The organism is Kitasatospora sp. NPDC004615, from assembly GCF_042873545.1.
Classification (GTDB): domain Bacteria; phylum Actinomycetota; class Actinomycetes; order Streptomycetales; family Streptomycetaceae; genus Kitasatospora.
Map to the genome: position 1 here is coordinate 200278 of NZ_JBIALQ010000005.1, position 12939 is coordinate 213216.

Below are 12939 nucleotides of genomic sequence, written 5' to 3' on the forward strand. Positions count from 1 at the left end.
GCGGGGCCGCGGTTCGGGACCACGGGGGTGCGGGGGGCGGGACCGGTGGCGGGGGAAGCAGGACCCCTGGCCCTGGGGCGGCGCCCGGCCGGGGGCCGAGGATCTCCACTGTAGGCACCCGGCACGGTCGGGTCCCCGTCCTCCGGTGTCCCGGCAGAGGAGCCCCTGATGTCCGTATCCGATCGCAGAGAGCCCGCGGCCGACGCACCGCCGCAGCGCAACGGCACCTTCGGGCTCCCGGCCGCCACCGCGCTCGTCGTCGGCAGCGTCATCGGGACCGGAGTCTTCGCCCTGCCGTCGGCCCTCGCGCCCTACGGGCCGATCGCGCTGGTCGCGTTCGTGCTGGTGACCGTCGGCGCGCTGGCGCTGGCCGTCACCTTCGGGCGATTGTCCGAGCGGGTGCCGGGCAGTGGCGGTCCGTATGTCTACGCCCGGGAGGCGTTCGGCGAGTTCGCCGGCTTCCTGACCGCCTGGTCCTACTGGATCACCGCCTGGGCCGGCAATGCGGCCATCGCGGTGGCCTGGGTCGGCTACGTCGAGGTGTTCGTCAACAAGGGCCACCACACCGGCGCTTCGGTCGCCATCGCGTTGGCGGGGCTGTGGGTGCCGGCGCTCGTCAACCTGGCCGGCGTGCGCAGCATCGGGGCCTTCCAGGTGGTCACCACGGTGCTGAAGTTCCTGCCGCTGGCGTTCATGGCCACGGTCGGCCTGGTGTTCGTGAAGTCCGGCAACTTCGGGGCGTTCAACGCGAGCGGCGGCTCGGCGCTGGGCGCGGTCTCGGCGGCCGGGGCGATCGCGCTGTTCAGCTACATCGGCCTGGAGACCGCCTCGGTGGCGGCCGGGCGGGTGCGCGACCCGCGGCGCAACGTGCCCAAGGCCACCGTGTACGGCACCCTCGCCTGCGCGGCGATCTACCTGCTCGGCACGCTCGCCGTGTTCGGCACCGTCCCGCACGCCCAACTCGGTTCGTCCGCCGCTCCGTTCACCGACGCCGTGAACAACATCGCGGGCGGCCACTGGGCCGGCAACCTGGTCGCCGCCGCGGCGATCATCTCCGGGGTCGGCGCGCTCAACGGCTGGACGATGATCTGCGCCGAGATGCCGATGGCCGCCGCCCGCGACGGACTGTTCCCGGCCGCCTTCGCCGGCACCCGCGGCCGCGGCGAGGTGCCCGCCTTCGGCATCCTCTCGGCGACCGTCCTCGCCTCGGTGCTCACCGTGATCAGCTACACCAGTTTCACCCGCGTGTTCACCGAGATCGTGCTGCTGAGCGTGCTCACCGCCGTCGTCCCGTACCTGGTCTCGGCCGCCGCCCAGCTGTTCTGGCTGGTCCGCCGCGGGCGGGAGGAGCTGGACCGCCGCCGCCTGGTGCGGGACACCGCCGTCACCGTCCTGGCGCTCGCCTTCTCGTACTGGTCGATCCAGGGCAGCGGCTACCAGACCGTCTACTACGGCCTGTTCACGATCCTGCTCGGCATCCCGGTCTACGTCTGGCTGAAGCGGCCGAACGCCCGGACCGTCGCCGAGGCGCCCGCGGACACCGCGACCCCGCCCACCGTCACCGCGCCGGAGCGCCCCGGACCGCCCCGCAAGGCCGCCCGCACCCGCCCCGCCGGCCTGCCGGCCGTCCTGCGCCGCGCGCCGACCCCGCGTCACCCGCACTGAACGGCCGACCCCGCGTCACCCGCACTGAACGGCCGACCCCGCGTCACCCGCACCGAACCCCCGGGAGAACCCTCATGTCCACCCTTCGTGTCGATTCCGAGGCCGGCCGCCTGCGCCAGGTGATCCTGCACCGACCGGGTCTGGAGCTGGCCCGGCTGACCCCGGGCAACGTCGACGACCTGCTGTTCGACGACATCCTGTGGGCCAAGCGCGCCCGGGAGGAACACGACGCCTTCGCGCAGGTGCTGCGCGACCACGGCGTGCGCGTGCACCACTACACCGACCTGCTCGCCGAGACCCTCGAACTGGCCCCGGCCCGCGTCTGGCTCCTCGACCGGGTGGCCGCCCCCGCGGTCGTCGGCCCGGCCCTGGTCGAACCGGTCCGGGACCTGTGCGAACAGCTCGACGGCGCCACGCTCGCCGAGTACCTGATCGGCGGCGTCCTCAAGAACGACCTCCCCCTGCACAGCCCCCACAGCCTGCACTGGCACACCCTCGGCGACCAGGACTTCGCCCTCCCCCCGCTGCCCAACCACCTCTTCCCGCGCGACAACTCCTGCTGGATCGGCGCCCGTTACAGCCTCAACCCGATGGCGAAGCCGGCCCGCCGGCGCGAGACCCTGCACACCGCCGCGATCTACCGCTTCCACCCGCTGTTCGCCGAGACCGCGCCCCCGCTGCTCGACGGCACCACCGCGCCCGCGGGCCTCACCGTGGAGGGCGGCGACGTCCACGTCCTCGCCCCGGGCGTCGTCATGATCGGCATGGGCGAGCGCACCACCGCCACCGCCGTCGAAACCCTCACCCAGCAACTGTTCCTGACCGGCACCGCGCACCGGGTGATAGCCGTGCGCCTGCCGCAGAGCCGGGCGTTCATGCACCTGGACACCGTCATGACGATGATCGACCGCGACACCTTCACCCTCTACCCGGGCCTCGCCGACCAGCTGCGCTCGTGGACCCTCACCCCCGCCCCCGAACGCCCGTCCGGCTTCGACGTGCGGCCCGACACCGACCTCGCCGCCTCCCTCGCCGAGGCCCTCGACCTGGACAAGGTCCGCTTCCTGTCCGCCGACCAGGACACCCGCGCCGCCGAACGCGAACAGTGGGACGACGGCAGCAACTTCCTCGCCCTCGAACCCGGCGTCGTCGTCGGCTACGAACGCAACACCACCACCAACACCTACCTGCGCAAGCAGGGCATCGAGATCGCCACCATCGCGGGCTCCGAACTCGGCCGCGGCCGCGGCGGCCCGCGCTGCATGAGCTGCCCCATCCAGCGCGACCCCGCCAACTGACCATCCGCGACCGACGCCAACCGACCGGCAAGGAGAACCCGCCATGACCGTCGACCTCAACGGCCGCCACTACCTGCGCGAACTCGACTTCACCGCCGCCGAGATCCACCACCTCCTCGACCTCGCCGCCGACCTGAAGGCCGCCCGACGCGCGGGCACCGAAACACCCCGGCTGACCGGCCACCGGATCGCCCTGATCTTCGAGAAGGCCTCCACCCGCACCCGCTGCGCCTTCGAGGTCGCGGCGGCCGACCAGGGCGCCATGACCACCTACCTGGGCCCGGACGGGTCGCACATCGGCCACAAGGAGACCATCGCCGACACCGCCCGCGTCCTGGGCCGGATGTACGACGCCATCGAGTACCGCGGCTTCGACCAGGACACCGTCACCGAACTCGCCGCCCACGCCGGCGTCCCCGTCTACAACGGCCTCACCGACCGGTGGCACCCGACCCAGAGCCTGTGCGACGTGTTCACGATGCGCGAGCACAGCCGCAAGCCGCTGGAGGAGATCTCCTTCTGCTACCTCGGCGACGCCCGCAACAACACCGCCCACTCCCTGATGGCCATGGGCGCCCTCCTCGGGATGGACGTCCGCATCGCCGCCCCGCGCGAGCTGTGGCCCGACCCGGAGCTGGTGTCCGAGTGCCTGCTGCTCGGCCAGGACAGCGGCGCCCGGTTCCTGCTGACCGACGAGGTGGAGGAAGCCGTGCGCGGCGCCGACTTCCTCTACACGGACGTGTGGGTGTCCATGGGAGAGGACCACGCCCGGTGGGCCGAGCGGATCGCCCTGCTCCTGCCGTACCAGGTCAACGCGAAGACGATGACGGCGACCGGCAACCCCGACACCGCGTTCCTGCACTGCCTGCCCGCCCTGCACGACCGCCGCACCGACCTCGGCGCCGAACTCGCCGCCGAGCACGGCCTCGACGGCCTCGAAGTCACCGACGAGGTCTTCGAATCGCCCGCCTCGCTGGTCTTCGACCAGGCCGAGAACCGGCTGCACACCATCAAGGCCGTCCTCGTCGCCACCCTCGGGAAGAAGTGACCATGCGCATCGTCGCCGCCATCGGCGGAAACGCCCTCCTCCAGCGGGGCGAACACCCCGACGCCGCCGTCCAGCAGCGCCACGTCCACGACGCCGCTCGCTCGCTCGCCGCACTCGTCACCGCCGGGCACCAGGTCGTCGTCACCCACGGCAACGGCCCGCAGATCGGCCTGCTCGCCCAGGAGAGCGAGGCCGACCCGGCGCTCACCGCGCCCTACCCGCTGGACGTCCTCGGAGCCCAGACCCAGGGCATGATCGGCACCCTGCTCGCCCGCGAACTGACGACCCTGCTGCCCGGCCGCGCCGTCACCGCGCTGGTCACCCACACCGAAGTCGACCCCCACGACCCCGCCTTCCACCGGCCGACCAAGTTCATCGGCGGCCAACTCACCGACCGCCAGGCCCGGTTGATGGAGACCGAACGCGGCTGGACCACCGCCCGGGACGGTGCGCGGATGCGCCGGGTCGTCCCCTCGCCCCGACCCACGGCGATCGTCGAGCTGGCGGCCGTCCGCACCCTGCTGGACGCCGACGACGTGGTCGTCGCGGCCGGCGGCGGAGGCATCCCCGTCACCCGCGATCCTGGCACCGGCCGGGTCCGCGGCGTCGAAGCGGTCGTCGACAAGGACCTCACCGCCGCCCTGCTCGCCCAACTGCTCGACGCCGACGCCCTGTTGATCCTCACCGACGTCACCCACGTATTCGCCGGCTGGGGCTCGGCGCATCCCGAGCCACTGCTCACCACGACCCCCGAGCGCCTGCGCGCACTCGACCTGCCCGAGGGCTCGATGGGCCCCAAGGCCGACGCCGCCGCCACCTTCGCCGAACGGACCGGTGGCCTCGCGGCCATCGGCCCCCTCGACGACGCCCTCGGCACCCTGCTCGGCACCACCGGCACCACCGTCCGGGTCGCCGCCCGCAGCGGAGGAACAGACCGGGACGGTCACCGCGGCCTCGCCGCACCGCCGCAGTGACCCGCAACGGACCGAGCCCCGGTACCGCGACCCGCACGAAGCGGGTGGCGGCACCGGGGCTCTCGCGTCCGGGCCGCCGACCGCAGCGGAAGAACGGACCAGGACGGTCACCCACAGCCTCGTCGCAGTGACCCGCAACGGACCGAGCCCCGGTACCGCGACCCGCACGAAGCGGGTGGCGACACCGGGGCTCTCGCGTCCGGGCCGGGATCAGTTGTGCGGGACGACCGCGACCGGCGCCTGGGCGTGGTGGATCACCGCGTGGGCGACCGGGCCGAGGTGGGCGCCGAGGCGGTGGCGGCGCCGGCGGCCGACCACCACGAGCGCGGCATCGCCGGAGGCGTCCACCACCGCGCCGGCGCCGCTGCCGATCCGGCTGTCCTCGACCACCTCGACGTCCGGGTACTTGGCGCGCCACGCGCCGAGCGCCTCGCGGAGCAGCCCGGCTTCCAGGGCGCGGAACTGCTCGGTCTCGAACTGCGGCGTCACCCAGCCCGCGTAGCCCCACACCGGCGGCGGGGTCCAGCCGTGGACGGCGCGCAGCACGGCGCCGCGGGCGGCGGCCTGCTGGAAGGCGAAGTCGACGACCTCGGCCGCCGGCTCCCGGGTGTCGACGGCGAGGACCACCTCGGCCCTGCGGCCGGCGCCGTCCGCCCGCTCGGCCCGGACCAGGACCACGGGCACCTCGCACCGGGCCGCGACCCCGAGGCCGATCGAGCCCACCAGCAGGCCCTCGAAGCCGCCGAGGCCCAGCGAGCCGAGCACGAGCAGCTCGGACTCGGCGGCGGCGGCGACCAGCGACGCGACGGGTGCGTCGTCCGTCAGGAGACCGGTGTGCACCTCCAGCCCGGGGTGCGTCGCGCGCACCTGCTCGGCGGCGTCGGCGAGCATCCGTTCGGTCAGGGCCCGTACTTCCGCCGGCTGGTCGGGGGCGGCGTGGATGTCGTCCTCGAAGGTCCAGGCGTGGACGATGCGCAGCGCGTGGCCTTGGCGCACCGCTTCGTCGGCCGCCCACCGCGCCGCCGCGATGCTCTCGGCCGAGCCGTCGGTGCCGGCGAGGATGTACCTGCTCATGGAAGTGCCCTGCTCTCCGTCGTTCGGCAAGCCCCGGCGTCACCGCTCGGGATCGGGCACCAGCCTCGCCGAGCACGGCCCGGGGTTCCAGGGCCTGCCGGGCGCCGCGGGCGGGGCCCAAGGTCCCGGGACGCGCGGAGGCGTACGCCCGGACGTCCCGGTGTCGGCGCGGCGGTGGCCCCGCCGTCCGCAGGACCTTCGGCTTCGCTTGTCTGCCCCGGCAGGCCCCAGCGCACGCCGGTCCGGGCCGGTGGAATGGTGGCAGCACGAGTCCCGGACGGCAAGGTCGGTGCCCGTCTCGTGTTCGACCTGCGCGGCCTGCCCGCGCTCCAGGCACCACCCACCGAGGAGAAGGACGTGGACAGGATGAACGGCACAGGGAGGCCGCGCCTCGTGGCCGCGGCGAATGACCGGGATCCGTCCCGGGCCGCCCTGTGGCAGGCCGCACCCGCCGACGGCCCGTCCGGCGCGGCCTCGTGACCGGGACCGGAACTCGGCCGGAGCTCCGCCCGTCCGCGGCGCGGCCCGGCCCCGCCGCCGACCGGTCCGCGGGGCCGGCCGGGGTGCCCGTCGGCGAGGCCGCCGCCCAGGACGTCGAGCAGGTGCTGAGCCGGCTGGCCGCCACCCCGGCCGGCCTGACCGGGGTCGAGGCCGAACGCCGGCTCGCGGCGGGCGGCCCCAACGCGGTACGCACGCACCAGGTCAAGGCCCTGGCGGTGCTCGGCCGCCAGCTGCGCAGCGCCCTGCTGCTCCTGCTGCTGGCCGCCGCACTGGTGTCCTTCTTCTTCGGTGAGCGCACCGATGCGGTGGTCATCGGCGTCATCCTGCTGCTGAGCGTCGTGCTGGGCTTCACCAACGAGTACCGGGCCGAGCGGGCCGCCCAGGCGCTGCACTCCCGGGTGCGGCACACCGCGGTCGTCCTGCGCGACGGCCACGAGCAGGAGGTGGACGTCACCGCTCTGGTACCCGGCGACGTGGTCCGGCTGGCGCTCGGCCAGATCGTCCCGGCCGATGTCCGGTTGCTGGAGTGCACCGGGCTGCAGTGCGACGAGGGCGTTCTCACGGGCGAGTCCGCGCCAGTGGCCAAGGGCCTGGCGCGGGTGGAGGAGGGGGCCGAGCTGGCGGAGCTGTCGTCGTGCGCGCTGATGGGCACGGTGGTGCACGCGGGCAGCGGCACCGGGGCGGTCGTCGCCACCGGCGGCCGCGCCGCGTTCGGGCGGATCGCGCTCGGCCTCGGCGAACGGCAGCCGGAGACGGCGTTCCAGGTGGGCCTGCGCCGTTTCTCGATGCTCCTGCTGAGGGTCGCCGCGGTCCTCACCACCGGCATCTTCGTGGTCAACACGGTGCTGCACCGGCCGCTGCTGGAAGCGCTGCTGTTCTCGCTGGCGATCGCCGTCGGGATCACCCCTCAGCTGCTGCCGGCCGTGGTCAGCACCAGCCTGGCGGCCGGCTCCCGCCGCCTCGCGGCCCGGGACGTCCTGGTCAAGCGCCTGGTGTGCATCGAGGACCTCGGCGACCTGGACGTCCTGGTGACCGACAAGACCGGCACCCTCACCGAGGGCCGGATCACCTTCGAGAGCGCCCTCGATCCGGCCGGGACCGCCCGCGACGAGGTGCTGCTGCTCGGCCTGCTCGCCACCGAGGGGGACCTCGACGGCGACCACCTGGGGGACAACCCGCTGGACACCGCGCTCTGGCAGGCCCCCCGAGCCGCCCGGCTGGCAGCCGGGCACCGGCGGCTCGCCGCCCTCCCCTTCGACCACGAGCGCCAGCTCTCCTCCGCCCTCGTCCGGCGGCCCGACGGCAGCCCGGTGCTCGTCACCAAGGGCGCGCCGGAGCAGGTGCTGGCCAGGTGCGTGGACGTCCCCGCGACGGCCGCGCCCGTCCTGGACGGGCTGTTCGCCGCCGGTGACCGGGTCGTGGCGGTGGCCGCCAGGCCGGCCGGGGAGCTGCTCACGATCACGGGGGCCGACGAGACCGGGCTGCGGCTGGCCGGGTTCCTGGTCTTCCGCGACCCGCCCAAGCAGGATGCCGCGGAGTCGCTGCGCCGCCTCGCCGGCCTCGGCATCACCGTCAAGATCTGCACCGGCGACAACCCGGTCGTGGCCGAGAAGGTCTGCGCCGACCTGGGCCTGCCCGCCGGCGCCACGCTCACCGGCCGGGACATCGGCGCCCTGGACGACGAGCGGCTGGCCGCGGCCGCCGCGGACGCCACCGTGTTCGCCCGGGTGTCCCCGGAGGACAAGGCCCGGGTGGTGCGCGCGCTGCGCGGCAGCGGCCGGTCGGTGGGCTTCCTCGGCGACGGCGTCAACGACGCGCTGGCGCTGCACGCCGCCGACATCGGCATCTCGGTGGACAGCGCCACGGACGTGGCCAAGGACGCCGCCGACGCCGTCCTGCTGAAGAAGGACCTCGGCGTGCTCGCCGAGGGGGTCGCCGAGGGCAGGCGGATCTTCGCCAACACCATCAAGTACGTGCTGATGGGGACGTCCAGCAACTTCGGCAACATGTTCAGCGCGGCCGGGGCCTCGCTGGCGCTGTCGTTCCTGCCGATGCTGCCCTCGCAGATCCTGCTCAACAACCTGCTCTACGACACCGGCCAGCTCACCATCCCCACCGACCGGGTCGACGAGGAGCAGCTGCGCGCGCCCGCGCACTGGGACATCTCGTTCATCCGCCGCTTCATGCTGTGGTTCGGTCCGGCCAGCTCGCTCTTCGACTTCCTGACGTTCTGGGTGATGCTCGGTGTGTTCCACGCGGACGCGGCGCTGTTCCGCTCCGGCTGGTTCGTGGAGTCCCTCGCCACCCAGACCCTGGTGATCTTCGCCATCCGCACCCGGCGGATCCCGTTCCTGCGGAGCCGCCCGAGCATTCCGCTGCTGGTGGCGTCGCTGGGGGTGGTGGCGGTGGGCGTGGCGCTGCCGTTCTCGCCGGCCGCCGCGACGCTCGGCTTCACTCCCCTCCCGCCAGCCTTCTTCCTGGCCCTGGCCGGGATGGTGGTCACCTATCTGGTGCTGATCGAAGGCGTCAAGCGGTGGTTCTTCTCCCGCCCCGTCACCCCTGTGGCCGCGCTGCCCGCACCCCGCCGGCGGCAGCGCGAGCACCGCATCCACCGCCGGGCCGGGCGCTTCAGCCACCCCGGTCCGCTGCACTGAACCCGGCGCGGCGCGCCGCCCGGCAGGGGCTGTACGGCCCCGCCGGGCGGCGTGTGCGTCGCGGACGGGCGGGGTCAGCCGGCCGCGGCGAGGCCGTACTGCCAGAGGCTGTTGACGCGGCTGCGCTCGGTGGCGTTCGGGTACGGGTTGGTGCACGAGGTGCCGGGGCCGCCGCCGGACATCAGCTCGCTGCACGGGCCGGAGTAGTGGTCGGGCAGGCCGAGCACGTGGCCGGTCTCGTGGGCGGTGACGCGCACCGAGCTGTACTGCCGGTTCTGCGCGTAGTCGAGGAAGATGTAGCCGCTGCCGTGGCCGTCGGTGGAGGCGTAGGAGCCGCGGGAGTCGTTGCCCTCGTAGTAGCGGAAGTCGGCGTTGCTGCCGGAGCGGAGTTGGACGTTGCTGACCGAGGAGTTCCAGATCTGCGCGGCCTGGGATATGACGGTGCGGAAGGTCGGGGCCGAGCTGGCGTCGTAGGTGACGGTGACGGCCATCAGGTAGGGGTTGGCGGCCTGCTTGGCCCGGGCCGACTTCATCACTGCCTCGTAGAACGCCTTGTTGTTGGCGTCCTCGGAGGACTTGGCGGCGATGCCCGCGGACGGGGTGTAGCCCTGGGTGGTGGTGGCCGCGGCGGCGGGCACGGCGGCGGTGCCTGCCGCGAGGACCAGTCCGAGGGCAGCGGCGAGCACGGTCATGGAGCGGTTCATGTGGGGACTCCATTTCGCGGGTCCCGGGGCCGTGGGGAGGGCCGTGTCCGGGACGCGGTGACGGGTTGTTGCACCGAGCTTGGGGCAGGGCGGGCGGGGCGCGGAGATGGCAACCGGCGATAGGCGGGGGCAATACCCTTGCGGGGCCCTTGATTTGACGCTCCATGAGCGACGCTTGACATGCCCTTGGCAGGCCGTGGACGCCTGGCTATGCTCCCGTGATGGAGCTCGACGTCCGACACCTGCGGGTGCTGTGCGCGATCGCGGACACCGGCAGCGTCCGAAAGGCCGCCCGTCGACTCGGCATGGCCCAGCCGTCGCTGACCACCCAACTGCACCGCATCGAACGGGCCATCGGCGGACGGCTGTTCACCCGCGAACAGACCGGCAGCCGCCCCACCGCCCTCGGCCACTCGGTGCTCTCCCGCGCCCGACCCGTGATCACCGGGATGGACGCCCTGGTCGCCGCCGCCCGCGCCGAAGCCGCCGGACCGGGCCGCCGCCGACTGCGGATCGGCAGCGTCGGCAGCCGCGCGGTCGCCGCCTGGCTGCGCCGCATCCACGACCGGCTCCCCGAGACCGACACCACCATCCACATCGACATCTCGGCGATCGCCCTGATCCACCTGGTCGCCGTCGAACAGCTCGACATCGCCTTCGTCCACGAGAGCGAGGGCTTTCCGCTACAGGTGCCGCCCGGCACCGAGCAGCGGGTGCTGGTCGCCCGCGAGCCCCAGTTCGTCGCCCTCGCCGAGACCCACCCCGCCGCCGGCCGGCCGGTCGTCACCCTCGCCGACCTCGCCCACGACACCTGGATGGTCGACCCGACCGCCGACCACGAATACGCCGCCCTGCGCCGGGTCTTCGCCGAGGCCGGACTCGACCCGCGCGTCGTCCAGGTCCGCGACAACGCCACCGCCGCCGAACTCGTCGCCTCCGGCGAAGCCGTCCGCCCCTGCCAGCCCACCTCACCGCCCGGCCCCGGCACCGTCCTGCGCCCCGTCCACGGCGACCCCCTCGCCGTCCGTCTCCTCCTCACCTGGCGCCCCGACACCGTCGGCGGGCCCGCACTCGACGGCCTCTGGATCGACCTCTGCCACGCCTACCTCGACCTGGCCAGCATCAACCCCGCCTACCGCGCCTGGCTCCGCCACCACAACCGCTCCCTGCACACCCTCCTCGCCCCGACAGCCTGATATCCGCGCCCGACCGGGCCGGGGACCGAAGTACAGGTCGGCGTGCGTCAGGCGAGGGTGCAGTCGAGCAGGCGGCCGCACTCGGTGCCGACCAGCAGTCGGCCGGGCGCGGTGACGGTGAGGGCTGTCGGCACCAGCGGGGCCCCGCGCAGGGTGAGGCGGACCCACTCGCGCAGGGTGCCGTCGGCCAGCGAGAGCGCCAGCAGATCGCCGTTCTCGTAGCCGGCGTACGCGGCCGTGTCGTCGGTGTCGAGGACGACGGCCGGTCGATCGGTGCGGAACACCCAGCGCGTGGCACCGTCGGCCGGGTCGCGGCGTGCCACGTAGCAGTCGCCGGGGCGGCGTCCTTCCCGGCGCCACCGCGCGCCGGCCTGCAGCAGATCGCCGCCGGGGAGTTCCACGCCCGGGCCGCCGTCGTGGTCCTCGCCGGGTGCGAGGGCGAGCGGGAACAGCGGGTGCGGCGGGGCCCAGACCGGCTCGAGCAACCTCCCCGGTTCACCGACCGGAGGTGACCCCGGGACGAACGGTTCCTCCGCGCCGGGCAGCGGGACAGGGGCCGTCGCGCCCACCCACCGCTCGCTCTCCCGGCCGGGGCCCTCAGGTGCGCGGAAAGTGGTGGTGAGCGTCCCGCCACCGCGCCGGACCCGGAGGCCGCCGCGCGGAACGAGGACCGGGAGCCCGTCGGGGCCGAGGTGCAGGCCGGCCGGGGCGGACAGCCGCACCCGGGCGGTCCGGGTGCCGTTCGACAGGTCGATTCGGCTGACCGAATCAGGAACACCCGACACGTGCCACGGACCGGCATGCACCCACGCCGACCGCTGGTCGGGCGCCACCGCGAGCTGCATGCCGCCGCAGGCGATCACCGGGACCGACCAGGACAGCTCGCCGGACGGCAGCCGGCACTCCAGCAACACGCCGTCCAAGGAGGCCAACAGCCGTCCGTCGTCCAGCAGTTCGACCTCATGGACAAGGCTCCTGAGGTCGCGCCCGGGGCCGTACCGATCGAGCAGCGCCGCCGGGTCCGGTGGCCGGTGCGCCGCCAACGGGCGGGTCCTCGAATTGCCCAGTTCCGCACCGCGCACCGAACGCGGCTCCAAGGCGCGCCAATCGGTCCGGTGGAGGTCCACCAGGTGCTCCACCTGCGGTACCCACGAATCCTTCATGACCGGCTCCAGGTACAGGCGCAACGACTGCCCGTCCAACCACTCCACCTCGCGCACGGTGCGCCCGTTCGGATCGCGGAACGCCGACACGGCCGACCCGGATTCGAGGTCCAGCAACAGGAGTTCACCCCTGTTGAGAAGCCCGCCGTCGTACTCGCCGGTGCCGACCGCGAGCAGCGGCAGCTCCGGATGGAACGCCAGCGCGTTGACGGGAAACCGCGAGCGCAGCACCGCGACGCACGTCAGATCGGAGGTGCGGTACACAGCCATGGGCGCGGGCCGACCACGCCGGACGTAGCCGGCCACCGCGAGCAGGCCGCGCCGCTCGTCCACCACCGCCACCCGAGGCGTGCCGACCTCGGCGAACGGACGGTCGGCGAGAACACGGTCGATGCGCAGGGCCACGGGGCTGATCGTCGCAGACGCCGGACGGTTCGTCAGCCCATTATCAACTCGCCTGTCACCGCGGGTCCCGCCGCCCACGACCGCTTCCAGCCGGCCGCCTGCCTGTCAGCGGGCCGGGGTGACGTCGGGGGCGCGTCGGGCACTCGGCGGCCGGTTGACGGCCGTCGGACAGAACCTCGTCTTTCGTCCTGTGCAGCGCCATGCCCGGTGTCGTGGGGGGGGGCCCGCGGGGGGGGGGCCCCCCCCGGCGCCCCCCC

General features: G+C 73.9%; 10 protein-coding genes. 7 read left to right on the forward strand and 3 right to left on the reverse strand.

All coding sequences use genetic code 11. The features are described from left to right. Window positions 1–168: 168 nt before the first annotated feature. The 4 genes from ACFYS8_RS18815 to ACFYS8_RS18830 all read left to right on the forward strand — a co-directional run bounded on the left by ACFYS8_RS18815 (window position 169) and on the right by ACFYS8_RS18830 (window position 4985). Window positions 169–1665, forward strand: a complete 1497-nt coding sequence (locus ACFYS8_RS18815; RefSeq protein ID WP_387642617.1) for an APC family permease — start codon at window positions 169–171, stop codon at window positions 1663–1665. 74 nt (window positions 1666–1739) lie between these two features. Further along, entirely contained in the window at window positions 1740–2963 is a 1224-nt protein-coding gene (locus ACFYS8_RS18820; protein WP_387642618.1) for an arginine deiminase, read from the forward strand. A 43-nt stretch (window positions 2964–3006) separates the two neighbouring features. After that, window positions 3007–4011, forward strand: a complete 1005-nt coding sequence (gene argF / locus ACFYS8_RS18825) for an ornithine carbamoyltransferase (RefSeq protein ID WP_387642619.1) — start codon at window positions 3007–3009, stop codon at window positions 4009–4011. 2 nt (window positions 4012–4013) lie between these two features. Next, complete coding sequence (locus tag ACFYS8_RS18830) at window positions 4014–4985, forward strand: carbamate kinase (protein WP_387642620.1); 972 nt, start codon at window positions 4014–4016, stop codon at window positions 4983–4985. Between the two features lie 210 nt (window positions 4986–5195). On the opposite strand, the gene ACFYS8_RS18835 is transcribed toward ACFYS8_RS18830, so the two are convergent. Beyond that, complete coding sequence (locus ACFYS8_RS18835; protein ID WP_387642621.1) at window positions 5196–6059, reverse strand: universal stress protein; 864 nt, start codon at window positions 6057–6059, stop codon at window positions 5196–5198. A gap of 255 nt (window positions 6060–6314) precedes the next feature. On the opposite strand from ACFYS8_RS18835, the gene ACFYS8_RS18840 reads away from it, so the two are divergent. Together ACFYS8_RS18840 and mgtA are read left to right on the forward strand one after the other, a co-directional pair. Further along, on the forward strand, window positions 6315–6539 hold the full coding sequence (locus tag ACFYS8_RS18840; RefSeq protein ID WP_387642622.1) for a hypothetical protein: 225 nt from the start codon (window positions 6315–6317) through the stop codon (window positions 6537–6539). Next, on the forward strand, window positions 6536–9214 hold the full coding sequence (gene mgtA, locus ACFYS8_RS18845) for a magnesium-translocating P-type ATPase (RefSeq protein ID WP_387642623.1): 2679 nt from the start codon (window positions 6536–6538) through the stop codon (window positions 9212–9214). The genes ACFYS8_RS18840 and mgtA overlap by 4 nt, the downstream gene beginning before the upstream one ends. A 74-nt stretch (window positions 9215–9288) precedes the next feature. Here the strand turns inward: mgtA and snpA are convergent, their stop codons facing one another. Then, complete coding sequence (snpA, locus tag ACFYS8_RS18850) at window positions 9289–9918, reverse strand: snapalysin (protein WP_387642624.1); 630 nt, start codon at window positions 9916–9918, stop codon at window positions 9289–9291. Window positions 9919–10139: 221 nt separating this feature from the next. On the opposite strand from snpA, the gene ACFYS8_RS18855 reads away from it, so the two are divergent. After that, window positions 10140–11114, forward strand: a complete 975-nt coding sequence (locus ACFYS8_RS18855; RefSeq protein WP_387642625.1) for a LysR family transcriptional regulator — start codon at window positions 10140–10142, stop codon at window positions 11112–11114. A gap of 47 nt (window positions 11115–11161) precedes the next feature. Here the strand turns inward: ACFYS8_RS18855 and ACFYS8_RS18860 are convergent, their stop codons facing one another. Continuing rightward, complete coding sequence (locus ACFYS8_RS18860) at window positions 11162–12682, reverse strand: hypothetical protein (protein ID WP_387642626.1); 1521 nt, start codon at window positions 12680–12682, stop codon at window positions 11162–11164. Window positions 12683–12939: the final 257 nt, after the last annotated feature.